Origin of the sequence: Kitasatospora purpeofusca (assembly GCF_042691725.1) — a bacterium.
Taxonomy (GTDB): domain Bacteria; phylum Actinomycetota; class Actinomycetes; order Streptomycetales; family Streptomycetaceae; genus Kitasatospora; species Kitasatospora purpeofusca_B.
Window position 1 is genome coordinate 6,521,237 of the sequence record NZ_CP170483.1, and the last position, 22,750, is coordinate 6,543,986.

A 22,750-nucleotide genomic window follows, 5' to 3' on the forward strand; every position below is an offset into this window, starting at 1 on the left:
GGTATTCCTGCTTGCCTGAGGCGCTCTCTGTGACTGTCCCTGTGGGCGGGCGGAGCGTTTGCGGCCCCTGTTCCGCGGTTCTAGCTTGGGTACATGGACACATACACCGTAGTTACGGGCGTTCGTCCCGTGGACAGCGAAACCGTTACGGAGATCGAGACGATCTTCACCGAGCTGCACATCGCGCCGTCGGCCTGTCACGGCATCAACGAGCCGTGCGACCGCGACAACCAGTGTTGTACGGGTCTCCACTGTGACCTTGAGAAGAACACGTGCGTGAAGTGAGGTTCCCCCGCGGGGTGGTGGCGGCTGATCTGGGCGAGGGCGGGGTCCTGCTGGACACGGCACGGCCCATCGCGGCGTTCGTCAGCCCCACTGCCCTGGGGTACCTCTCCGGCCGCCCGCCGACTGTCGGGCACCGGGAGCAGTACGCCCACTGTCTCGACGACTGGCGGGCGGCCGGTCTCGTCGCAGGCGATGACGGCGCGCCCGCCAGTGGCAACGGCCTTGACGACCTGCGGGTCCGCGCGGGCGAGGGAAACGTCCAGCGCCCGGTCCTGACGGTGGCCACGTCGAAGTCCTGCGGGTTCTGCACCCAGCTGTCCGCCGACCTGACGGCGAATACCGCGGTGCTGCGCGCTCTGGACGCGAGTGTCCTGCTGGTCGAAGACGGGTACGAGACCGTCCTGGGCACCCCACCCGACCGCCGGACGCGGGCGCGGCTGGGTGAAGTGGGCCGTGCGGCAGCGAAGGCCGGCACGCCGTCGGCACTGCTGTGCGCCCCGGGCCGCCCGGCGCAGAGCCGGTTGGGGTTCATCGAGGTCAGTGCCGCGTTCATCGAGCTCAGCGGTGCCGATCCCGATGCCACGGTGGTGGAGGCGCCCACCACGTGTTCGGTGAACGTCGCCGCGAAGCCCGTGGACACGCTGGTGACCGCGCGGGCCGGCGGACGCAGGGTAGGGATCGCCGTCCGCGGCACCGAGGCGCTGGAGGCGGTCCGGGTCGTGACGGGCGACGGGGACGATTCCGGGTACACCCCCGTGACGCTGACGGTGGAGCGGCCCGGCTCCATGTTCCTGCTCTTCCGCGGCGGCGAGCTCCTCGCGCGGGCCCGCAGCGCGAACGCCCTGCGCACGGCCCTGGAGGTCGTCCTGGCGGGCTACGCGCCATCCGGGCCGAACGTACTGAGGCTGTTGGCCGGAGCCGCGGTCCACGAGGATGGCGAGGCCCTCCTGTTCCCCCGCAACTGGGTGACCGATCTGGTCACCCACGGAACCCGGCTGGAGCATGCCGGTTGGCGGGTGTGCCCGGAGCCGTTCAGTACCATGCGCCCCGACTCCCACGGCGGGCTGGTGCTGCTGTCCCGTTCTCCTGACGGCGCGTCCCTGGAGTCCCCGGTCGCCGGTGTCGTGACGCAGACGCTCGAACGGCCGGGCCCGCTGTCGCGGAGCCGGCTCCTGGCCCAGATCACGAACTGGATCGCCCGTCCGACCACCACTGAGGCGGTGGACACGCTCGCGGCGTCGCTGCGCACGCTGCCCGTGCACGCGGGCACCTGGCGTCAGGCGATCACTCATCTCACCGACATGACCCGACAGGGGCGTTGAGGGTCCGGCCCTGCGGCCCGTCAGGAATCGGGGGCCGCCCGCTTGCCCTTCTTTGTCTCTTCCCGCACTGGGGTCTGTGGGGGAGCCTGAGCGACGACGGGAGTCGGCTCGCCCCAGCGGGTGAGACCGGGCTCGGTCGGGTGTGGTGCGGGGCAGCTCTCCGAGGGGAGGCGTGACTTGCGCGCCAGCAGGCACCCGCACAGACCGCACACGGACTTGTCCCGGAGTCCAATGCCGGCCACCGTCTGGAGCAGCGCGGTGCCCTTGCCCTGGGGGCCGGGCCGCAGATAGGGGCAGTGCCCGCAGACGGCGAGCCGGCGGAGCCGGGTTTCCTCGTCCACTTCCACGAACCCGGCGCGGCTCCAGCGGGCCAGCGCCTTCGCGCCGTGCGCGATCAGCGCCGCCGCCGACAGGCCGCCGCCCGTGATGGCGCGTGGGGGGTATCTGAGGAGATGCTGGAGCCGGGTGGGGTCTTGGCAGGTCAGCAGGGCACGGGCGTAGCCCTCGTCCGCCAGCGCGGCCGCCCACACGCCTTCGGACACGGGGCCGTCCAACCCCAGAATCCGCCCCAGTTCACCGCATCCCTGCGGCATGCCCGCGCTGTCGGGCGAAGCATCGCTCATCGTCGCCTTCCCGTCGATCACGGCGCCAGCTGTGGTCCGTGCGCCTCTGGTCGAGCTGTTCGCCACACGGATGTCGTTGTCCGTGACTCGGATCGCCACCTATTGTGCGAATGCGAACCAGCCCGGTTTGCGAACATGGTCCGTTCCGGGGCGCCCCGCGTCCGGCGGACACGCCCGCACACCGCGTTCTCCTGCCGAAGTCAGCCCGATGGCGGCGTGGGCGCACCCTGGGGGCGGCCGGCATCCTGCCCAGGCTGATCGGGGCGGGACCCACGATCAGCGCGGGTACGCCGACCTGCGCGAGGGCGGCGGAATGGAAGACCTCCGCCGACGCAGGCACGGATAGAGTCGACGCAGCGGCCCATGACCGGGACGTGCGACGGAGGAAAAGGGCTGGAGGACGGGGCATGTACCTCAAGAACGTGCGGGTGCGGAACGTACGCGGCTTCCGCGGCGCCCGTGAGGTGGACCTCGACCTGACCCGGCCCGACGGCTCCTACGCCGGATGGACGGTGCTGGCCGGCCGCAACGGCTCCGGGAAGTCGACCCTGCTGCGCGCCGTCGCGCTGGCGGTCAGTGGTCCGAGCGCGGCGCGCGGGCTGGTGACCGGTTTCGACTCGTGGATCAGCGACGAGCGGTCGGAGGCGTTCGCGGAGGTCTGCCTTCAGCCGGACCCGGCCGAGGACAAGTTCACCACCACGGGACGGCCCCCGGCCGGCGTGTTCTGGGCGGGCCTGCGGTGGAGCGCGCCGGATACTGCCGTCGCCACCGGTCGGCATGCACAGCCGGCCCTGACCCCTGTGGGCTACAAGAGAGCGCCGACCGCTGCCCAGCGAGGGCCGTGGGCGGACAACCCGGTGGGCTGGTTCTGCGCGGGCTACGGCCCGTTCCGCCGGCTCGTCGGTGGTTCGGGGGAGGTCCAGCGGCGCATGGCCGGGTCGGGCGCCGTGGCCCGGTTGACCAGCCTCTTCCACGAGGACGCCTCGCTGGCCGAGGGCGTCAGCTGGCTGATCGAGCAGCACCTGCGGTCCCTGGAGAACCGCCCAGGGGCGGCCGAGCTGAAGCTCATCGCCCTGGAGATCCTCGGTGACGAGCTCCTGCCCGACGACTACACCATCGGGAACGTGGACTCCGACGGCCTGTGGGTCGCGCACGGCGGCCGCTCCTTCCCCCTGTGGGAGATGAGCGACGGCTACCGGACGGTGGCCGCGCTCGTGGTCGACATACTCAAGCAGCTCCACGACACCTACGGCGCCCTGCGCGTCGACCGCGACAGCGGCCACCCCGTCGTGACCGTCCCCGGTGTCGTGATCATCGACGAGATCGACGCGCACCTGCACGTGTCCTGGCAGAAGCGCATCGGGGGCTGGCTCAAGCAGCACTTCCCACTGGTGCAGTTCCTCGTCACCACCCACAGCCCCTACATCTGCCAGGCGGCCGACCCTGCCGGGCTGATCCGCCTGCCCGGACCCGATGTCGACGAAGCCCCTGAGGTCGTCGGGACGGACCTGTATGACCGGGTGGTGTTCGGTAGCGGCGACGACGCGGTGCTGTCCGAGCTCTTCGGTCTCGACACCCCGTACTCGCAGCGCGCGGACGAGGCCCGGGCGCTCCTGGTCGCGCTGGAGATGAAGATTGTGGCCGGCGTGGCCGGCGAGGAGGAGCGGGAGCGCTACCGCCAGCTGAAGCGCACCCTGACCAGCTCGCCGGCCGCCCGGGTGGATGAGGTCGCCGCCCACCTGCACGCCCTGACTGGGCACGTCGCGTGATCCGGATCCACCGGCTCCCCCTGACGGAGCCACCGCGCTCCCGCATGGCCGAATGCACCTGCGACATCGTGCTCGCCGAGAAGCCCGAGGCCCGGGCGCGAGAGCTCTGGAAGCACACCACGGTGCGACGGAACGTGCACGCGCCGCTTCGGGACCTCCTCGCGGACATGGCGGCCGGTCGAGAGCGGTGCATGTACTGCGGGGACAACCAGGGCACCGACATCGACCACTTCGAGCCGATCGACCGGCACCCGATGCGCGCCTTCGACTGGACCAACCACGTCCTCGCCTGCTCGCTATGCAACAGCCACCTCAAGGGCGCCGCTTTCCCCCTCGACGACGGCGGGAAGCCGCTGCTCATCGACCCCACGGCCGAGGACCCGACACCACACCCGCGCCTGGTCCTGACGGTCGGCCAGTACCACCCGCTCACCCCCAGAGGCGAGGCCACCATCAAGCTGTTCGACCTCAACCGCGGCCTGCTGGCCAAAGGCAGGGTGAACGCATTCCACGTCACCAAGGCCTGCGTCGCCCAGTGGGCCGACGCCACGGGCCGGGGCGACCACGACGACGCCGCCCACTGGGCCGCGGTCGTCAACGAACAGCCGATAGCCGACGTCGTCCAGGCCATGCTGCACCAAGCCCTCGACCCCGCCGCCGAGATCCTCTTCGACGACCCCGAGCTCCTCACCCACCTCCGCGAACCCGGGCTTCGAGCGGCACTGCTCATCCGGTAGGACACGCAGGTGGGCCCGGTGACCCTGTGGGACTGACCACGTCATCGGTCGGAGCCGACATCGGAATGGCCGAGCCTTGCGTCGGCACCCGCCGTTGGCGGCGGCACCGGATCGCGCCGCCGAGCCCCGCTCTACCGACCCGGAGCACCCGCCAGGCGACATCTGTGGCCACCTGGCTGCTACTTCCGGACCTGGCTGTCGGCGTCCCCGGCTAGGCTCACAAGCCGAGACCGATAGGGGAGTTACGTGCTCGACAGCTCACTGACCGCCGATGTCCCGCTCGGCCCCTTCGAGGGCACGCTCGTCACGGTTCACTCGGCCAAGAGCAAGAACGCCAAGCAGCACACCACGACGGACTGCTCCCAGCTCCGGACCTCGGCGGTCACGACAGTGCGGGTCCCGCTGGACGCCGCGACGGTCGGACGGCTGTGCGCCCAGTGCTGGTCCTGGGGGCCGTGGACGAGGCCGGGGAGTGGGCTGGGTGTTTTCCTGCGGGCGCTCGGCGGGGTCGGATTGCTGTTCCAACTGCAGTGCTACGCAGGGCCGGACGAGGACATCGACTGGGACGGTGAGGAACTTCAAGACGCAGCCGATCTCCTTCGCTCGGTGACCGCGCATGAGGCGGACGACGAGGACGACGAAGCCTTTGACGAGGATGCCCAACAGGACGCCAGGTGGCTGCGGGACCGCGTCTTCGGCCTGTGGCGCTCCGCCGCCCAGAGCCTGCACCAGGCCGAGAGCACCGCGGCGATGTTCCCCTGGCTCGCGGACTGGGTGAAGCCGAAGCTGACGGTGAAGAAGCACCACCTGAAGGAACTCCGGGGCCAGGCGGCGCTGTTCGTTGACCCGACAGGGATCCTCGCCGGCGCGGCCGCGGCCGGCATGAGCGAACCCGACCTGCCGGTGAGCGATCCGGCGTTCGGTGCGCTCGGCAAGAGCGGCGACATCGGCAAGGGCCTCACGGCGCTCTGGCACGGCTGGCAGCACGACGCCTCCCACAGCAGGAACGGTTCCACTCGGCCGTCCAATGCCGTGGCGAGCCTCATGCGTGGAATCCGGAGCAACCGCAAGGGGTATGACCAGGCCCGCGAGGCCGCCGAACTGCTCGTCGCCTCCTGGGCGGAGCACGCGCGCGCTGCCGTCGCCGCGGCGGACCCCGTACCCACGCAGATGGTGAAGGTGACGCTGCCGGAGATCAAGGAGAAGACCCCGCATCGACCCGAGCAAGGCTTCCTCCACGGCCTCGACTCGTGGACGCTCGGCGTCCTGGTCACCCATCTCACCGAGGCCGACTGGGGCCGCCGGACCCTCACTCTCCACGTCCCCGCACTCGTCGCGGAACGACTCCTCGCCACATCCTGGCCGCTCGCCTGCGAACCCCTCGCCGACGACACCGAGCCCCCGAACGGCGACGCGCACAGTCCCACGAGCCATCTCCAGCCCGGGGTGTTCGACGACACCCCGGTCCTCGAACGTCGGCCGGTCTCCCTAGAGCACCTGCGTGCCCTTCGAACCTTCGCACCCGACGCCGACCCGCTGTTCATCGTCTTCTCGACCAGCGGCGGCGCCGAAGTCCTGCCGCTGACCGTGATCGAGAAGCGTCTGGCCGACGGCTGGCAGGGCGTGATCGTCGCCGGCGCATCCGACCTTCCGGCCAGCCTGATCAAGCCCTGGGCCGAGCGCATCGGAACCCGGCCCGAGACAGGCACGTCCCTGTGGCCCCAACCCGCCCTGGACGCCGACGACCCGCGTTTCGGCGCTGAACTCGGCCTGGAGGACGGCGGACCGCTGGCTGCCTGGCTCGCCTTCGACGACCGGGACCGCGAACGCAACCTGCGGCTCCTCGCCATCGCCCGCGGCGTGCACGACCTGCGCACCCTGGACGGCGGCCACGACCGCGACGGCCGCGGCCGGGCGGTGCCCTGGGAGGTCTGGCACGGCCTGCTCGCGGAGAAAGCCCTCGACCTCAAACCGTTCAAGTCCCCGACCGGCGACTGGTGGCGAAGGGGAAGCGACATCCCGCTCGGTGTCCTCACAGACGTCCAGATCTACACCACGAACGCCAATCCGCAGGACCAGGGCAAGGGCCACTCGCCCATGTGCCGGCACTCCAATGACCGAGGCGTCGCGGCTGACGACGATCTCCTGACCCCCGCAGATCTCCTCGGCCGCGACGACCTCCGCAACCATTGGTGCAGCAAGTGCGGCGGCTACGCCGTCCGCAGGCTCACCGAGACCCAGCTCTCCTACTATCGCGCGGCACATCGCCTGCACAACCTCGCCCAGGATCTCGACCGGCAAGGGACTGGCCACCACACCGACCTTGAGACGCTCGCCGCAGAGTTGGCCGTGCTCGCCGACTGGCACCCGATCGGCGAGCTCCACTGGTCGGGGCGCGGATCCGGGAAGTGGCGCAGAATCGTCGGCGACCTGCAGAACAAGGTCCGGGCCCTACACCGTCGCGACACGCCCTGACCGCCCGCGCCGCTGGTAGTAGCCGCAGCGAGGTGCTGAGCCTGGGATCACTTCGAGGCCGCCAGACGACGAGTGCTCGCGGGCGCCGGCTGGTTGCTGCTCCAGGTGGGCGCCACTGATGCGACGGATCTCGCCGGTGGGTGTGGTCCTTGGTTTCCCGGGTGCTTGTCATAGATCGCCCATATGCTCATTGCGAGGTGCAGCGAAGATCATCTAGGAGCGGCCGTGAAGCCCGGAGACATCACCATCCCTCAGCGTCTGGGGCATCTCAGTCGTGACCCTCGTGGGTATCCGGTGATCGCGACGGTAGACCGCGGTACCGACGGCGTCGACTTCGGCTCCATCGACGAGGACCGCAAACTGGTTCTCGCAACCTTCGACTGGTGCGCGGTCTGCGGTTTGCCGTTCCGCGACGAGGCACGGTGGCAGTTCGCTATGAATATGCCGGAAGGAGGTAGCGTCGACGCCATCTGGAGCGGCGAGGCCCCGGTGCACGAGATCTGTGGTGTCTACGCGGCACAGATCTGTCCGTTCCTGTCGTCTCCGGGCGCGCGCCTGGGCGACGACGGCCGCCGAGGGCAGCGCCGACCGGCCAGCGTGCTCGCGGCCGGCTACGCCGGTACGGATGCGGTGGAGATCAAGTCCTCCGGACTGCAGGACGACATGCACGTCGTGCACTTCTCCCACACCTCCGCCGTCGACAGGTTCACCTACTCCGACCGCAGTGAACTGCACGACCGCTACGAGGAGTTGCTGACGGCGGAGACGCACATCGAGCTCTCTCCCGGCGAGAAGACCCTGGTGGACCGTTTCAACGCCACCAGTACGCCGCCAGGCGAGGACGACCCCGGTGCGACGGTCACCGGCGCGGCCGTGATGGCGGGGGCGGGATACGCCCGCAACGTCTTCCGCCTGAGTGGGATGAAGACCTTCCAGGGGCCCTCGTACGCCACCATCGCGGCGGCGTTCCTCACCGACGATGGGCTGCACAAGGCAGCGGAGACCTTCCCCGATGAATCCGGCCGGGCGGCGGCACAGTGGCTGCTCGAGCAAGGTGACCGCCTTCCGGTGGCGCTTGCTCGCTGGCGGGCGGACGGCATGGCGCAGACGACTGGCCGTACGGCTCCCAAGGCCAGGCCCACGGGGCCGGGGCGTGCGGTCCCGAAGAACGCCGCGTGTCCCTGTGGCTCCGGCCGGAAGGCCGGCCGTTGCCACCCGGCGGGGTTGTGAGGAGCTGAGTACGCCGGGAGTGGAGGCGGATCGTCTGCGGCACGTCGACCGGGCCCAGAGGCAGCCGGCCGCCCCAGCATGCCATGACTGCGGAGTGCGTACGTCCGACACCTGATCAAGCCTTTGGAGTCGTCCACCGGTGGACCGCTTCCAGATCGCCGCTCGCTCTCGGCGCGTCGCTCGGCCCGCGACCGGTAAGCGGCGGCGACCTGGACAGCGGAGGCGTCCGTGCGGCTCGACAGGACAGCCTGCTGAGCCGCTGGCGGCCAGCCAGGTTTCCGAGTTCGAGACGTATCCGGCTTTCGAGGCGGACACGAGTGCTGCCGTCGGGTACGGTGATCGGCAGCTCGGGTCCGGGCCGCCGACAGCATCGGCGGAGCCAGCCACGGTCGACACCTTCGTCACCCGTCCGGGGACACGTCAGCAGCGCGTCCACCAGCGGAACTCCACGCCTGTGCGGCAGCACCTGGCCATCCCCTTCCTCTGGAGTCCTCCGCATGCCTCTGCACCATCCCACCGCCGTGCCCCGCGACTTCTTCTGCGAGCACACGGCCAGCAAGAGCCGCGTCCTGGCGCTCGTCGGCCACCAGGACGGACCGGACTCGCTCCAGGCCGTCCTCACCTGCCGAGAGCCCGAACTCGCCCAACGGGCGGCCGAACTGCTCCGCGCTCTGCGTTCAAAGTCCGACGCCTCGGAGGAACACGTCGAGCACCTGTGCCGACAGCTTCCTGATGCGCCCGCAGCCTCCCTCCGGCAGGCGGTGGTCCACACGCTCGCCGGAACCTGGCCGGCCGCCGCAGGATCACTCTTCACCTGGTCCGGACACTCGGACGGCTTCGGCGACAGGGGGCCCTTCGACGACCCGGAAGTCGACCTGGACGGCGCGGAGGAGGAAGGAACCGACGGCCGGGCCGTCCGGACACCCCACGACGCCCGGCTGCGCGATCTCGCCGGCCCGGTCGTCCGTCTCGCCGTGTTGCGGGAATTCCACGTCCACGACCGGAAGGCCCTGCTGGACGCCGCCACCGACCGAGGCTGGAGTCCGCTGCCGGCCGAGGAACTGGACGAGGACGACCCGCACGACGTGGTCGGAGCGGTGATGTGGCTCGCCGACTCCGGATCCGAGGTCGAAGGCGCCGACAGCCTCCTCGACCTCGGCAAGGCGCGCCGGCTGCGGTCGGACGAGTGCCACGAAGTGGCCCAATGGAGCCGGGAGCCCGTCGTGGAGGACTTCGGCAAGGGCTGGCTGCACCGGGCATCGGAACAGCCCGGCGACAGTGACTCGACCGAGGAGCGCGTGGACTTCGTCGCGCTGTTCGCGTCGGAGCCGCTCCACTGCGATGACCCTGAGTGCGAGGACGAGAGCTGCCTGTGGCAGCTGACCCCCCGCACCGCGGACCTGCTCCACGCCGCGCTCACGGTCCTCGCCGACGAGGCGTACGACGACGCCGCGGAACTCGGCGACGAGCGCCTGGTGGAAGGCGAGCACGAGGGTAACTGGGGCGTGTTCGCGCGGATGCCGAAGCTGACGTTCGCCGCGGACCTCCAGTGGCGCCGCCGGTTCGCCCGCGCCGCCGACGACCTCGCCGACGACCTCGAACACGGCCGGTGGCCGCAGCCGACCTGCACCGCCGAAGAACTCGCCCTCCACTTCGCCCTCGACGACGCCCGCGACCTGCACGACGAACTCGGTGAAACGGACGATCCCGACCACACCGCGCTGCCGGTCCACCGCGACGACTACGACTTCGACGCCTGCACGGACATGTTCTTCCAGGACACCGACGTCCTCATGCTCTACAACGCCCGCTTCGACGGCATTGAGGACCCGGACGGCGAAACCAACCAGCAGATCGGTATGGGCGACCTACGCGCGGCAGCCTGGTTCAACCCGTTCGGGAACGTGAAGACCCGCGACCCGCACCGCGGCTTCCGCCGCTGAACGATCCCTGAGCCGCTCAGAGCGGTTGGGCCGGCTACGGGGCGCCCCGGCCTCACCGTGCTGCTCCCGGTTGGAGATAGACCGCCGGCGAGAGCTTCCGAGCCGGTGCTCGGCCCCGTCCCAAGCCGGCGGCGCAGGGTGAACGGGTGGCCGAGCGGATCGGGGCAATCTCCAGCGGCAGCGGTACACCCATGAGCTGCCCCACAACCCGAGAACGACTGCACCGGGAGGTCACAGGGCCGCCCCGGGTGACCCGATCGAGCCGGTAGGTCCCTCGGGCTCGCCACTTTGATCACTCTCTGTAGATGGTCAAATAGGTGCCGTGCAATGAAAGGAACAGGGTCTCCCGCCCGGGAACCCGCTGCCATCTGCATCGAGGCGATCGCGTTCACCCCGCCGAAGCCCTCGCCGCTCGCCGCAGCTGCTTGACCCTATAGCTTCATGGGGTGTCCTATCCGCGAGCACCGCGTCCGGGCACGTGCGCGGGCGGTCGGCAGAGCGTGGGACGCGGATGGCGCCCATGACGTGCTCGAACGCGGGGGCGTCGCCGGCCTGGCCGGGCGTGAGGACGAACGCCGATAGCCGGCAGCGGCCGTCGGCGGCGAGGTGGGTCCTCATGGTCAGCCCGCCGCGGGAGCGTCCGAGGGCATGGTCGTGCGACTCGTCGGCCGGGGCCCCTTTTGACGGGCCCCGGCCACGTGCTGGTGCGCCCGCACGATCGTCGAATCGACAGCCACGACCCAGTCCAGGTCGCCCTCAACATCCGTCTGGGCCAGCAGCGCGGTGAACATCCGCTCCCAGGTCCCGTCCGGAGCCCACGTCCGCAGCCGGTTGTGGACGCCCTTCCACGACCCGAACTCCAAGGGCAGCGCCATCCACGGAGCGCCCGTGCGGTACTTCCACGAGATCGCACCGATCACCTGCCGGTGATCACGCCATCGCCCGCCCTTCCTCGGCGTCCGGTCCGGCAGCAACGGCTCTGTCCGCGCCCACTGCGCATCAGTCAACGAGACACATCAACCAACGAGCAGATGATCAGCAGGAAACGGCCTGGCCTGCTGGACCGAGAAATTCTGGGTCGTCATGTGGGGCCGCCCAAGCGGAGGCTGGCGCGGCTCAACAAGAGGAACAGCTGACATAAATGTCGGCATGGCGCAGTGGGGGGCGCTTGAGGAGCAGACCAAGCCGCTTGGGAGTCACGTTGAGTTTGGCCTGCAGCTTCTTTCGGGCGTGACACAGGGTCACCCTCGCATTGTTTGCCGAGATGCCGAGTCGCTCTGCGATCTGCGCCGGCGTAGCGCCGGACGCCGCCAACCGGGCGACCTGCTGCTCCCGTGCGGGGAGCCGGTCGATCTCGCGCTCCAGCCACTCTCGCTGGCGCGCCTCGTGTGCGGACTCGGCCTCAGCCGCAACGAGCCGTGAAGCGATCTCCGGCCGACAGGTCGAGCAGTTAGCGTGGAGTGCGGCTTTGACGTCAAACGCGGGCCTCGAGGGCCGGTCATCTGGGAGACCTACCAGGCCGGCCTGCTCGAACACCGGCCGTAACTCGCTTTGGAACCTTCGGAGAAGATCGTCGCGCCGCTGACGGGCCGTGACAGGCCCCTTGTTCCAGTCCCCGGCACTGTGCGCGGCGGGAACATCGAGGCTCTCGCCCAACAGGTCCAGGATGGCTTTCCTGAGATGGGGATCGACTGTGTCCAGGACGTCCTTCACTGTCATCTCGAACTCGAGCGCGTCCAGGCGGTGATCCGGCTTGGCTTCCGTGTACGTCGGATCGGAGCGTGCGACCGTCGCCTGCTGCCGCGAGAGTGCACGGAAGTGGTCCGTGATCGTTGTCCGCAGGACCGCGAAGAAGTACGGCATCGCTGTGCGCTCATCATCCGGACCCGGGAGCCGGTCCCAACGCCCCCACACCTTCACCAGGGCACCCTGGACAATGTCGTCGATGTCTGAAGGATCGAGGTCAGGGCTGCGCCTGCGGACGTAGGAACGGCCCGTCAGTTGAGCCTGCCGGGCGAATGCCTCGAAGGCCCCAGTGCCATCGGCGGTGGAAGGGCGGCCGGATGCTTCCCCGACCGCCCCGGCCCGGCCGACGGTATCGTCGGCCGCCACGTCAGATCCGGTTGCGCAGCAGTGCCGGCGTGATGCAGCTGGCCGCCGCGGTGAGTACCAGGGCGAGCTGCTCGGGAGTCCAGTGGCAGGCCACGGAAACCCCGGTAAGGGCGAGAGCTGTTCCCGAGGCGATCGCTGTCTCGGCGGTGCCGCGGGTGGCGCCCGCGGCGCGCTGACGACGCAGCAGCGGCTCAGCCAGCTCGTTCCGCTTGACACGAACGGAGGGAATGCGGGCGCGCAAGGTCCTTGGCATGATCAATTCCTTCGCACAGAGGGGCACATGACCGCAAAGCCATCGGCTGCGACTCGACCAAAAGCACACGCCAAAGGCTCTGACTGACCATCATGAAAGTAAGCGGAACGGCCGCACCAACTGCAAACAGTGATCGCCAAGGTGATTCATCTCACCTCCCTTGGGGTTAATGTCTTTTAATGCCCGCCGCGTCTCTACATGCGAGCGTGCACGCGTGCACTCGCGCGCTCGATAGAGGGGATGCTGGCGCTGCGACTCGACCAAAGGCACACGCGGCAGCTGACCATCAGCCGTCCGGGCGGTACTGTTCGAACGGTGTCGCTGCCCCGGTTGGGTCCGCTAAGACCAACGGGGGCAGCGGCGTTCCGCTCCGCGTAGGGCGGAGGTCCGCCTTGGAGTCCGGGCAGACCGCGGTGCGGCCCAGGGGAAGGCGGCGACGAGCGCCGCCTCCCGTGCAACTGCCTCCACGGCGGGAAGAAGAGGGCCGACCTAAGGCGTGTCTCTTTGATCTACTGAGCAGTTGATCGGATGTGTCTGTCCGGTTGGTGATCAGTGACGCGATGTGGGACCGGATCGAGCCGTTGATGCCGGCCGAGCCTGTCCGTGGGCGGCGGTGGGCGGACCACCGCCGCACGCTTGAAGCGATCGCGTGGAAGTACCGCATGTGCGCGCCCTGGTGGGACCTGCCGGAGGAACTCAGATCGTTCCAGACCGCGCACAAGCGGCTGCTGCGGTGGGCGGTCGACGGCAGGTGGCAGCGGATCTTCGCCGCCGTGCTCACCGCGGCGGACGCCGAGGACGACATCGGCTGGACCGCCTCGGTGGACTCGACCGTGTGCCGGGCCCGCTAGCACGTCCCTGGCGCCCGCAAAGGGTGACTGCGGCCGGGGAGATCCAGCCGACCGCGCCGTCTCCGTCGGCGCGCGGTGCCACAGGGCCCGTAGGACCCGCTCGCACTCGTAGCACCGCTGGTCGCCAGCGGGGCCGGGTAGCAAGGTTCACCCGGCCGGCAGCGGGCGGTAGTGCGACTGCTCCATCCTGCGGAGTTCCGGGCCGCACAGCGTGCGCAGCTGCGGGTCTTCCCGTCACGTCGGGGTCCGCGGTGGCGGCGTGCACGGCCAGTGCGGCGGCTCGACGTGCGCCCGGGCCGAGGGCTTGCCCGGGCTCCATCTTGAACAGGGCGACGGTCGATCCCGTGAGTCGGGGTTCGGGCACCCCGGGCAGCTCTATACCTGCTGTGGGCCGTCCTTGGCCACCGCCTTCCCTGGCGCGGGTCGCTCGTTCGGGGGCATTGGGCGAGTTTTCCGAGTGGAATAGCCCCAGCTGAGTACGCTGATCCTATGGGAACAGTGTTGCCAAGTCCTGCTACTTTTACGGAAGTTGGCTTGACGTGATGTGGGTTGGTGCGAGAAATTTTCGGCATGAACCCACAGTCGTGGCTGGACGCCTACGTGGAGCGCAACCTGGTGGCCCTCGGGCGGGCGCGAACAGTGGCCGAGGACGTTCTGGCCGAGGCTATGATCACCGAGCGCTCGAAGCGCCCAGAGCCCGACGCCGTGGCCGGCAGTGTTGTGGGCATGGACTTCCGGGACCGGTTCCTCCTCGCGGCTTCGTCCATGGACGGGCTCTCCCTGAGCGTTCGGGCGGTCCACAACCGAGGCGTGCGGCTGGTCGAGCGTGGCTCGGGCCTGGAGCTTCCGCTCCGAAAGGTCCGCGCCCTGCCGGCGGCGCGAGCCGCCGTTCGGGCGGAGGTCGAGGTTCCCAGGCATGCCACTCAGGAACTATTGTTCGATACGCCGATCGGCGTGGATCTTCTACCGGAGGGCACCTGGCCTTTGGTGGTTTGGTCGCTCGGTGTGGACGGGCTGCTGAGCGAGTTCACCGCTCTCGTAGTGGACAGCGTGAAGAAGCTGGACGCGGCGAATGCGTTGGCCGCTGTGCGCATCCCTGCTGTGGCCCTCGCCGAGAGGACCGGCCTTCGCGTGGTCGGCCAGGCCGTGCACGACGACTTCGAGGACCTCGTCGGCAAGGTCGCCCCAGTGGCGGAGGAAGCAGGGGAGACGGGTACCGGAGCCTAACGGCGCCAGGGAGAAATGGAGAGGTGGACTGCTGTGGCTGACACGGTGCTGGTCTATGGACACCGGGTCCGTCAAGCGAGGACGATCCGCAGCAGTCCAATCAAGCCGTTGGCCGAGATGCTCGGGCTGACGCCTTCAGCCTGGACGGCCCTTGAGCGTTCGGCCAGCACCCGTATGCCCGTGCTACGGGTTCGAGCGCTCGCTCTCCGGTTGCGCTTCCCCCAGGAGTTCTTCACCTCGCCTCCCGCAGGGCTTCCGGTGCATCGAGGCTCGCTTCTCTTGCGGGCGAAGAAGAGCATCAAGATCGCTGAGATCGATGCTTTGACGACGTTCGCGGAGATGGTCCAGGAACTCTGGCAGGTGCTGTCCCAACATGCCACTCATCCGCCGCTGCGGCTCCCTAAGAACCTGCTGGCGGGTACGACGCCCGAAGACGCTGCTGCCCTGACCCGACTGGCTCTCGACCTGGAAGAGGGAGAGCCGATCCCTCATGTGACGCACGCGGTCGAGCGGGCCGGCGTGCCCATCGTTGTAGCCGATATCGGCATGCCCGACGCGAAGCATGATGCCTTTTCGGTATGGACAGGTGACTTTCATGACGAGCCGCTGATCGTCGCGCGCCCGGTTAACTCCTGGGAGCGGACTCGCTGGTCCATTGCCCACGAGCTGGGGCATCTGGTCATGCATCATGGCGCGCTGCCTGAAGCGGCCGAGGACGAGGCGAACCGCTTCGCGAACGCCTTTCTCTTCCCCGCCGCGGCACTGGAGATGGAGTGGCCGACAACGGTTACGTTGGCGACCCTCATGCCGCTCAAGCGTCGGTGGCAGATGTCGCTGTCGTCGCTGATCATGCATGGACGGCACAACCAGCTCCTCGATGAAGCGCGGGCCACCGGCCTGTTCAAGCAGCTCTCCGCCCGCCGCGACCCCGTGACCCATGTGACCTGGCGGGTACAGGAGCCCGCCTGGGACGAATTGGAACCGGAACGACCACGCCTGCTCGCGGTTATGACAGAACGTGGCATGGATGAACGGCCCTCTGCTGAGCTGTTCTCGGCGCTCACGGGCGGTTGGTCCAAGGACCTGATGCAGGAAGTCGTGGACGGCCAGCGCCCGGCTCCCGTCAAGGCTGAGGCCAAGCGGGGATTGGCCTCCGAACCAGTTTCCAACGTCGTCGATTTCCGGCGCCGCGCATGAAGGTTTGTGGGTGCGCCCACGAGTAGGCAACTGGAAGGGACGCCTGGTGCCGGAGAGTGGACGTCAGCGGCAGGACGCCGCCCTTCGGAGGGCAAGCCGTAGCAAGACACAGGCCAAGCGGTCCGCAGCCGAGCGGGGCTTGGCCGAGGCTGTCATTTCAGGCGCGGCAGTCACGTTCGCAGAGGTCTCGCGGCGCTCCGGGGTATCCACACGCTACCTGCGGAGCCAGGACGACCTGGCCAGCGCCATCATCGCGCTGCGAGCCGGCCACCCCAAGAGCGCCGCGAACAGTGCCGGCCCAAGCCGACCATCCACGGCTGCCCTTCTCGCGGCCAGAGTGAGCCTGCTTGAACATCTATTACTGGACGCGCGCCGCCAGCTGGCCGGTGTGGAGGGCGTCGAGCGTGCCGGTTGCCTGCCGGAGCAGACCGTTGCCCAGACACCGCGTGTCGACGTTCAGGCCGACATCCCATCCTGACGAGCGTGTGCGCCGCTCTCGAACCACATTCGGAAACGATCACGAGCCCCTCAGCTGGCGCGCAACCTACCTCGTCCTCGACGGAGGCCTCGAAGCGGGTTGAAGTTCCACCTTCGGCTCGGACACCTGGACACTGGGACGTGTGAGCCCGGAGGAAGCAGTTTCAGGTGGGAACCAACAGCAACATGAGTAAGCGGTATACGGCGGAGTTCAAGCGCGACGCGGTCGCGCTGGTGCGCTCGTCACCACATCGGAACGTCACCGAGATCGCCAGGGCGCTGGGGGTCAGCCCGGAAGGGCTGCGGGGCTGGGTCAAGCAGGACCGCACCGACCGGGGCGAGGGCCGGCCCGGGGAACTGACCAGCGCGGAGCGCGAGGAGCCCACCCGGCTGCGGCGACAGGCCGTCGAGCAGCAGAAGACGATCGAGATCCTGCGCAAGGTGGCCGCCTATTTCGCGGCCGAGACGAATCGGTGATCCGCTTCCGCTTCGTTGAGGACCATCACGGCGCCTGGGGCGTCAAGCGGATCTGCCGGGTTCTGGGCATCGCCCGTTCCTCGTTCTACGACTGGCGGGCCGGCGAGCAGGCCCGCCGTGACCGCGAGCGGGCGGAGGACCTGCTCGCCGCCGAGATCACCGTGATTTACCTGGCTTCCCGGGGCGCCTACGGCGTCCCGCGCGTGCATGCGGAGCTTCGCGGCCAGGGCCGGGCGGTCAACCGGAAGAGGGTCGAGCGGATCATGCGCGAGCGTGGGATCGCGGGCGTCACCCGCCGCCGACGCCATGGTCTGACCCGTCAGGCCCGCAAGCCGGTGCATGTCCCCGACCTGATCGGGCGCGACTTCAGCGCGCCCCGGCCGGGGATGCGGCTCGTCGGCGACATGACCTTCCTGCCGACCGAGGAGGGCTGGCTCTACCTGGCGACCTGCATAGACCTGGCCCGCTGGACCGCCCGCGACCTCGCAGCCGTCGCCGGCGCGCTCAACACCCGGCCACGGAAGACACTCGGCTGGAGAACACCCGCGGAGGCTCTCGACGATCAGCTACTCTCGCTCCAAACCAGCGGTGTTGCAACGACCCCTTGAACCCGGTGAATACACGTCGAGTGAATTCCGCAGCGAGATAGGCAAGTTGGAAATGCGGCAGTCGATGGGGCGAGTCGGCTCCTGCTACGATAACGCCGCTGCCGAGAGCTTCTTCGCCGTACTGAAGGAGGAGATCGGCACGCGGATCTGGCCGGACCGCGCCACCGCCCGCACGGAGATCTTCGCATTCATCGAGACTTTCTATAACCGCAGGCGTCTACGCAGGCACCCCCAGTGGGGCTACCTCACCCCGGTCGAGATCCGCCAGCGACACCAGCAAGGTCACATCCTCGCGGCGTAGACAGAGAGTGTCCGAGCGCAGGGTGGAACTTCACGTGCTCGATCACCGCGAGTACGTACAGGCGGGCCCCGGACAAGGTGATCGTCTCGAAGAAGTCGCACGCGAGGAGTGCGTCGGCCTGGGAGCGCAGGAAGTCCGCCCAGCTGGTGGAGGTTCGCTCGGGCGATGGCGGGATACCGGCTTCCTTGAGGATCTCCCAGACCGTGGAGGCGGCCACCTTCACACCGAGGACGAGAAGCTCCCCATGCAGGCGCCGGTACCCCCAAGCCGGATTTTCCTTGGCCAGGCGAAGGACCAGGGCTCGGACGGAGCGCACGGTGCGCGGTCGGCCGCCGCGCTTGGGCCGGGAGCGAGTGGCGTGGCGGCGGGCGATCAGGTCGCGGTGCCATCGAAGAACGGTGTCCGGCCGTATCAGCAAGCGCATCCGGTGCAGCGCGTGCGTCGGCATCCGGTGCAGCAGAGCTGCCAGAAAGGCCCGGTCGCTCGCTTCGAACCGTACGCGCTGTCCGCTCAGCTGCCGCTCCAGCACTGCGATCTGATGGCGCAGTGCGAGGGTCTCCACGCCCTTGTCGCGGTCGCTCATCGGCAGCAGCCGCAGAATCGAGAACGCGTTCGTCACACCCAGATAGGCCAGTCGCAGCAGCACGGCTGATCATCATGCCGGGGTAATCGCCAGTCTCGCCAGAGCGCCGACTCGGCAACGCGGTCGGCATCCGGTGAATCATCGCTCACCGGCTCCCACCAGGGCGGATGAGGCTATCGGCAAGGGCAGGGCCGCCGAGTCCAGCTCCGCGCAAGCTGATAGCTGAAGCAGGCGCGTAGCGCGCGGGTACGGTGCGAGTGGTTGGGCTGGAGTGTCAGCCGATGGTGAGGGTGCGGTCGCCGAAGTCGGCGACCATGCGGAGCTGGCCGCCGAGGGCTTCGACGTAGGCGCGGATCGTGGAGAGTGCTGCGGTGTCGAGCGCGCCGCTCTCGAGTCGGGAGACGTTGGGCTGGGTGATGCCGATGATTTCGGCGACCTCGGCCTGGGTGAGGTCCTGTTCGCGGCGGATCTCGGCGAGGCGGTAGGCCCGCACCTCGGCATCGAGCTTCTCCCGGTGTGCGGACACGCGCTGCGGGTCGGTGACGACACCGGGTCGTACGTCCTTCCAGGACTTCATGGCTTGCCCTCCTCGATGGCCTTCAGATGCCTGCTGAATCGTTCGTCGGCGATGGGGATGTTGATCTCGTACCACTGCTTCCATGCTCCGGCCTTGTCTCCCGCTACCAGGACGATGGCTTGGCGTTCGGGGTCGAAGGCGAACAGGATCCGGATCTCGTCGGGTCCGGTGGTCCGCGGGCGGAGCTCCTTCATGTTGTGGTGCTTGGAGCTGTGGATGCGGTCCACCAGGGGCCGGCCGAGGGTCGGGCCGTCCTGCTCCAGCTTGTCGATGGCTGCCGCGACCTCGTCGGCGGTCTGCGGATGCTGCTGTGCGAGGTCCAGGAGCCATTCCTCGACCTCGCTCTCCAGTGAGACTTCCCATGCCACGTCGACAGTATGCGCTTCAGCGAATATGCGCTGCAAGTTATTCCGGAGCGCAGGCAGAAGAGCCGTCGGCAGGAGCGCCCGACCGGCGACGGGATTCAGCCGTTGACTCGGGCGAGGAGCTGAGCGGCACGGCCGGGGTCGAGGTCCCACTGAAGGGCGATCGTGATCAGGCCGTTCAGCTGCAGGAAGTCGTCTGTCGGCCGGCCTGTGCCGCCTTCGGCGATGGAAGCCGCAAGGGTCGGTACTCCAGTATCTCGGCAACGGGCGCCATCGGCATGCTCGCTTCCCACCCGGCGCGCGAGGGCTGCGAGAAAGTCCACGACCTCACCGATGACCGGATCCCCGGGCCGTAGCGCCATGATCGAGTGGTGCGCCTGCTGGAACTGCCCCATCGCTTGGTCGGCGACGTTCTGATGCCGAGGGTCGGCGTCCCACAGGGTCGCGAGGTGCGCCAGCCCTGAGAGACATTGCAGCGCCTGGTGGGCGTCGATGACCGCATCGGCGAGGGGGGTCGGGTGTGCTGTGGGAAGTGTCGTGTCCCAGGTGTCGAAGAGATCGGTACCCGGCCAGAGCGTGCTCTGGAGCTGATGTGCCAGGAGCCGGACCGGTCTGCCGCCGATCAGAGGAACCAGGAGGAGGGCCCTGCGGTAGCCCTGGGATCCGGGATCGTGTCGCAGCAGCGTGCTCAGCTGCTCCGCCACTGCCGGCCACTGGGCGAGGTCGCTGAGTTCCGCGCCCACCGCCAGCAGCTGGCCGACAGGCCGAGCGACAGACTCACCGTGACCAGCTACCGCAGCGCGGTGGATGCCCACCCGCACTGCCCGGCCCACGCCGAACCGCCGCGTCGAGCCCGCCGACCAGCACCAGGCCAGCGCCCGGTCGGGCAGTGGAAGCCGGTTCAACCGTGCCCGTAGCAGGTTCAGCAACACCAGCACACCGCGCCTTCGCTGAACGGCAGCCGCCGCCGTCGGGTCAGGCAGTTTGCCCGACAGTCCAAGCACGGGACTGCTTTGATCGACGGCATGCGCGTTAGTTCTTGGGTGCTGCAGGTTGCGGTCTTGGTCATGGGCGGAGGAGCGGCTGCTGCCGTGTCCGGATTCGCTGACCATGTGGAAGCCCGAAGGGCCCTCAACAAGCCATTGGGTGGGCGTAAGCCGGACCGGCACGAGAGGATGGTCCTTCGGCTCCGGCCCGATGCTGCCCGCCAGCGCTACGAGCGGGACCTCCGCCGCGGCCCGCGAGTCGCCCTGATCGGTTTGATCATCTTCTCGGCAGGGCTCTGCACAGCTCTCGCCTGGTTCAGCATCGCGGTATTGATCGAGCGTTGGAATACCCACGGTCAGCTCGGTCCCGGTGACGCAGGGCCCGTCGTTACTGCCGTGATCGGCCTCACCGGTGTTGTGGGCTATGTGATCGCCATCATCGTCGGGGCCTACGCCAAGCTGGTCACAGCAAAGGGCAGAGCCGGCGCGGACGTCATGACTGCCCAGGCGGAGGTGATCCGCGCGCAAGCGGAGGTGATCCGTGCTCAGAACGGCCTGTCCCCGGGCGTCCCGACGGTCAGTTCGGGAGGCGGCTCTGGCGGGGTTGAGGCTTCCGCTTCCTCGGAACCCGCAACCCCCTAGCCCGCAGGACTTCGATCGCTTGCCACGTCCTGCTCGTCGCGGGCGTCCGCCGCAGTGGACACGAGCGGCGGGATCGACTGGGACACCTCCGTGGACTCCACGATCGTTCGGGCCTACCAGCACGCGGCCGGCGCCTGCACCGACCAGCCGCCGATCCTGGCCTCCCAATGGGGCCGGACTGGGAGAACACCGGGACGGGACGTCCCGGCAGAGCCTTGTCGCCCCACCTGGTGGAGGTCGTGGTGGGGGCGAGGGCCCTGGCCGCTCGCGCGGCGGGTTCGCCCCGCAACGGCGCAGTAAGACCCGAGGTCAAACGCTGCCTTACCCGGCGACCTACTCACCCACCCGCTGCCGCAGGGCGATCGTCGTGGTGAGTTCCACGGTGGCCAGGTACCACCAGAAGATCCAGTCGAGGAACGCCGGGTCGTAGTCCTCCTGCTGAGAGGCATCACGGTGGCGGATCTCGAACCGGTTGGCGATCTGGAACAGCGCACCGTCATCGGGCTTTCCGAGCTCGGCACGGATCAGGTCACGTCGCTCCTCGAGGACCCCTGCCAGGACGATGATCGCGGAGCGTTTCTCCTCGATGGACGCGCCACGGCCGCGGTAGAGGGCGATGGCGTGCGTAGTGCGCTGCTTGATGTCGGGGTCGGCGACGGCGAGGGCACGGTGGACGAGGTCGGCGCGGGCGTCATCGGTGACCGCGACGAGCCGGCCCTGGTCCTCGCCCTCGTCGGCGAGGCGGTACTGAACGCCGGCACTCGCGAGCAGGCGGTTCACCTGCCACCTGTACAACGTCCGAGCAGGACCTGCATGGAACTCCCGGTGATGCCAACCACACTGGCTGTAGGAGTGGTACCAGCAATCACGCGGACGTGAGACCAGGTCATGGAAGACCTCTACCAGTCCTAGGAACGTGTCCTCGTCCCACTCCCCAGGGGTAAGGGGCCAGAGCAGAGGTATGCCCAGTCGGCGCTCCAGCACCTCGGCGGCATCCGGCAGGTCCGCATAGACGTCGACGCACTCCTGCCCGAAGTGCTCCGCGAGATAGCCGTTGCGGTGCATCTCCCCGATCAGCCGGGCGAATGCATGAGCTACGGAATATGAGCCTGCCGATGCGTTCGGGGCAGCCTTCCCTTGGCGCTGTGGCCAGTACGGACGCGGCTCCGTGACATGCCGGACCTCCTTCGCTCTGCCGGCCAGCTCACGAAACCAGGTCTCCTGCGTCACCACTGGAGCCTGCTCCCATGGCGGGGGATCGGAACGGGGGCTCCAGTAGCTGCTGTGGGGAGCTGTGGCAGGAAGATCCTGAAAGTCCGAGCAGGCACTGGCCCCCTGGAACGCTTCAGTGAGTAGCCACTCGGCCCTGGACACCCAGCTGTTGTGGTCGGTGGCGGTGAGGTGGTTGGCCTCGCTGACGAAGAGGTCGACCGGCCAGGCCAGCTCGTAGTTGCTGAGGTCTATCACTGAGGTCCTTCCGTGCCTGCTGGCTGATGAAGTCGGCCAGAGGGTCGACCGGCTGGATGGGTGCCGGTCGCCGTAACGGAGAATACCTGCGACCCCGAACTGGCCATCCGAATTTCCTCGTGGGTCCGGCCTCTGCTGGGCCGTCCTGCGAGCGAGCAGCCAGCCGCAAGGCCTGACGGCCGCCCTCCCCGGGACGGCGTTCAGGTGCAGCCTCGTCAGACTGGTGAGGGGTTCCGGTCGCGG

Annotated in this window: 22 protein-coding genes and 2 pseudogenes; 15 read left to right on the forward strand and 9 right to left on the reverse strand. The window is 68.8% G+C overall.

All coding sequences use genetic code 11. The annotated features are described in order from the left end of the window. The first annotated feature begins 93 nt into the window (after positions 1-93). Both ACFCLZ_RS28185 and ACFCLZ_RS28190 read left to right on the forward strand, forming a co-directional pair. Complete coding sequence (locus tag ACFCLZ_RS28185) at positions 94-285, forward strand: hypothetical protein (RefSeq protein WP_380280447.1); 192 nt, start codon at positions 94-96, stop codon at positions 283-285. A 17-nt stretch (positions 286-302) separates the two neighbouring features. Then, positions 303-1,607, forward strand: a complete 1,305-nt coding sequence (locus ACFCLZ_RS28190; protein WP_380280449.1) for a hypothetical protein — start codon at positions 303-305, stop codon at positions 1,605-1,607. A gap of 20 nt (positions 1,608-1,627) precedes the next feature. Here ACFCLZ_RS28190 and ACFCLZ_RS28195 read toward each other — a convergent pair whose 3' ends face one another. Continuing rightward, positions 1,628-2,251 carry a hypothetical protein gene (locus ACFCLZ_RS28195; RefSeq protein WP_380280451.1) on the reverse strand — a complete coding sequence of 208 codons (624 nt, stop codon included), beginning with the start codon at positions 2,249-2,251 and terminating at the stop codon, positions 1,628-1,630. 386 nt (positions 2,252-2,637) lie between these two features. Here ACFCLZ_RS28195 and ACFCLZ_RS28200 point away from each other — a divergent pair, with 386 nt between their 5' ends. The 5 genes from ACFCLZ_RS28200 to ACFCLZ_RS28220 all read left to right on the forward strand — a co-directional run bounded on the left by ACFCLZ_RS28200 (position 2,638) and on the right by ACFCLZ_RS28220 (position 10,384). After that, a complete protein-coding gene (locus ACFCLZ_RS28200) occupies positions 2,638-3,999 on the forward strand; it encodes an AAA family ATPase (RefSeq protein ID WP_380280453.1) in 1,362 nt (453 codons plus the stop codon). A 44-nt stretch (positions 4,000-4,043) separates the two neighbouring features. Then, positions 4,044-4,736 carry an HNH endonuclease gene (locus ACFCLZ_RS28205; protein ID WP_380280454.1) on the forward strand — a complete coding sequence of 231 codons (693 nt, stop codon included), beginning with the start codon at positions 4,044-4,046 and terminating at the stop codon, positions 4,734-4,736. 246 nt (positions 4,737-4,982) lie between these two features. Beyond that, on the forward strand, positions 4,983-7,211 hold the full coding sequence (locus tag ACFCLZ_RS28210) for a hypothetical protein (protein WP_380280456.1): 2,229 nt from the start codon (positions 4,983-4,985) through the stop codon (positions 7,209-7,211). A gap of 225 nt (positions 7,212-7,436) precedes the next feature. Then, positions 7,437-8,441 (forward strand): SEC-C metal-binding domain-containing protein, encoded by a 1,005-nt coding sequence (locus tag ACFCLZ_RS28215; RefSeq protein WP_380280458.1) that lies wholly within the window; start codon positions 7,437-7,439, stop codon positions 8,439-8,441. Between the two features lie 497 nt (positions 8,442-8,938). Continuing rightward, positions 8,939-10,384 carry a hypothetical protein gene (locus ACFCLZ_RS28220; protein ID WP_380280460.1) on the forward strand — a complete coding sequence of 482 codons (1,446 nt, stop codon included), beginning with the start codon at positions 8,939-8,941 and terminating at the stop codon, positions 10,382-10,384. Positions 10,385-11,004: 620 nt separating this feature from the next. On the opposite strand, the gene ACFCLZ_RS28225 is transcribed toward ACFCLZ_RS28220, so the two are convergent. The 3 genes from ACFCLZ_RS28225 to ACFCLZ_RS28235 all read right to left on the reverse strand — a co-directional run bounded on the left by ACFCLZ_RS28225 (position 11,005) and on the right by ACFCLZ_RS28235 (position 12,749). Then, complete coding sequence (locus ACFCLZ_RS28225) at positions 11,005-11,391, reverse strand: IS5 family transposase (RefSeq protein ID WP_380280462.1); 387 nt, start codon at positions 11,389-11,391, stop codon at positions 11,005-11,007. Positions 11,392-11,500: 109 nt separating this feature from the next. Continuing rightward, complete coding sequence (locus ACFCLZ_RS28230) at positions 11,501-12,496, reverse strand: sigma factor-like helix-turn-helix DNA-binding protein (RefSeq protein ID WP_380280464.1); 996 nt, start codon at positions 12,494-12,496, stop codon at positions 11,501-11,503. A 1-nt stretch (position 12,497) separates the two neighbouring features. Further along, positions 12,498-12,749, reverse strand: a complete 252-nt coding sequence (locus ACFCLZ_RS28235) for a hypothetical protein (RefSeq protein WP_380280466.1) — start codon at positions 12,747-12,749, stop codon at positions 12,498-12,500. 530 nt (positions 12,750-13,279) lie between these two features. Between ACFCLZ_RS28235 and ACFCLZ_RS28240 the strand changes: the two are divergent. The 7 genes and pseudogenes from ACFCLZ_RS28240 to ACFCLZ_RS28270 all read left to right on the forward strand — a co-directional run. Continuing rightward, positions 13,280-13,597, forward strand: a pseudogene (locus ACFCLZ_RS28240) (transposase); the annotation flags it as partial. A gap of 573 nt (positions 13,598-14,170) precedes the next feature. Continuing rightward, positions 14,171-14,827, forward strand: a complete 657-nt coding sequence (locus tag ACFCLZ_RS28245; RefSeq protein WP_380280468.1) for a hypothetical protein — start codon at positions 14,171-14,173, stop codon at positions 14,825-14,827. Positions 14,828-14,860: 33 nt separating this feature from the next. Then, positions 14,861-16,024: an ImmA/IrrE family metallo-endopeptidase gene (locus ACFCLZ_RS28250; protein WP_380280470.1), complete on the forward strand. Its 1,164-nt coding sequence runs from the start codon at positions 14,861-14,863 to the stop codon at positions 16,022-16,024. Between the two features lie 139 nt (positions 16,025-16,163). Further along, complete coding sequence (locus ACFCLZ_RS28255; protein ID WP_380280472.1) at positions 16,164-16,502, forward strand: hypothetical protein; 339 nt, start codon at positions 16,164-16,166, stop codon at positions 16,500-16,502. A 185-nt stretch (positions 16,503-16,687) separates the two neighbouring features. Then, the gene (locus ACFCLZ_RS28260) at positions 16,688-16,978 is read left to right on the forward strand and encodes a transposase (protein ID WP_380280474.1); all 291 of its coding nucleotides are present in this window, start codon (positions 16,688-16,690) and stop codon (positions 16,976-16,978) included. Further along, positions 16,975-17,586 carry an IS3 family transposase gene (locus ACFCLZ_RS28265; protein WP_380280475.1) on the forward strand — a complete coding sequence of 204 codons (612 nt, stop codon included), beginning with the start codon at positions 16,975-16,977 and terminating at the stop codon, positions 17,584-17,586. The genes ACFCLZ_RS28260 and ACFCLZ_RS28265 overlap by 4 nt, the downstream gene beginning before the upstream one ends. Before the next feature lie 64 nt (positions 17,587-17,650). Beyond that, entirely contained in the window at positions 17,651-17,887 is a 237-nt protein-coding gene (locus ACFCLZ_RS28270) for an integrase core domain-containing protein (protein ID WP_380286309.1), read from the forward strand. A 34-nt stretch (positions 17,888-17,921) separates the two neighbouring features. Here ACFCLZ_RS28270 and ACFCLZ_RS28275 read toward each other — a convergent pair. The 4 genes and pseudogenes from ACFCLZ_RS28275 to ACFCLZ_RS28290 form a co-directional block, all read right to left on the reverse strand. Beyond that, positions 17,922-18,533, reverse strand: a pseudogene (locus ACFCLZ_RS28275) (helix-turn-helix domain-containing protein); the annotation flags it as partial. Between the two features lie 211 nt (positions 18,534-18,744). Continuing rightward, positions 18,745-19,047, reverse strand: a complete 303-nt coding sequence (locus ACFCLZ_RS28280; RefSeq protein WP_380280477.1) for an XRE family transcriptional regulator — start codon at positions 19,045-19,047, stop codon at positions 18,745-18,747. Then, positions 19,044-19,415 (reverse strand): type II toxin-antitoxin system RelE/ParE family toxin, encoded by a 372-nt coding sequence (locus ACFCLZ_RS28285; protein ID WP_380280479.1) that lies wholly within the window; start codon positions 19,413-19,415, stop codon positions 19,044-19,046. The genes ACFCLZ_RS28280 and ACFCLZ_RS28285 overlap by 4 nt, the downstream gene beginning before the upstream one ends. Positions 19,416-19,510: 95 nt before the next feature. Next, positions 19,511-20,581 (reverse strand): hypothetical protein, encoded by a 1,071-nt coding sequence (locus ACFCLZ_RS28290; RefSeq protein WP_380280481.1) that lies wholly within the window; start codon positions 20,579-20,581, stop codon positions 19,511-19,513. Between the two features lie 90 nt (positions 20,582-20,671). Here ACFCLZ_RS28290 and ACFCLZ_RS28295 point away from each other — a divergent pair, with 90 nt between their 5' ends. Further along, on the forward strand, positions 20,672-21,040 hold the full coding sequence (locus ACFCLZ_RS28295; protein ID WP_380280482.1) for a hypothetical protein: 369 nt from the start codon (positions 20,672-20,674) through the stop codon (positions 21,038-21,040). Between the two features lie 333 nt (positions 21,041-21,373). Here the strand turns inward: ACFCLZ_RS28295 and ACFCLZ_RS28300 are convergent, their stop codons facing one another. Then, a complete protein-coding gene (locus ACFCLZ_RS28300; protein WP_380280484.1) occupies positions 21,374-22,507 on the reverse strand; it encodes a hypothetical protein in 1,134 nt (377 codons plus the stop codon). Positions 22,508-22,750: the final 243 nt, after the last annotated feature.

Coding starts and splice junctions, on each gene's coding strand:
- ACFCLZ_RS28280 (WP_380280477.1), bottom strand. CDS start 19,047: ATGAAGTCCTGGAAGGACGTACGACCCGGTGTCGTCACCGACCCGCAG.
- ACFCLZ_RS28205 (WP_380280454.1), top strand. CDS start 4,044: ATGGCCGAATGCACCTGCGACATCGTGCTCGCCGAGAAGCCCGAGGCC.
- ACFCLZ_RS28260 (WP_380280474.1), top strand. CDS start 16,688: ATGAGTAAGCGGTATACGGCGGAGTTCAAGCGCGACGCGGTCGCGCTG.
- ACFCLZ_RS28185 (WP_380280447.1), top strand. CDS start 94: ATGGACACATACACCGTAGTTACGGGCGTTCGTCCCGTGGACAGCGAA.
- ACFCLZ_RS28200 (WP_380280453.1), top strand. CDS start 2,638: ATGTACCTCAAGAACGTGCGGGTGCGGAACGTACGCGGCTTCCGCGGC.
- ACFCLZ_RS28245 (WP_380280468.1), top strand. CDS start 14,171: ATGAACCCACAGTCGTGGCTGGACGCCTACGTGGAGCGCAACCTGGTG.
- ACFCLZ_RS28235 (WP_380280466.1), bottom strand. CDS start 12,749: ATGCCAAGGACCTTGCGCGCCCGCATTCCCTCCGTTCGTGTCAAGCGG.
- ACFCLZ_RS28270 (WP_380286309.1), top strand. CDS start 17,651: ATGGGGCGAGTCGGCTCCTGCTACGATAACGCCGCTGCCGAGAGCTTC.
- ACFCLZ_RS28220 (WP_380280460.1), top strand. CDS start 8,939: ATGCCTCTGCACCATCCCACCGCCGTGCCCCGCGACTTCTTCTGCGAG.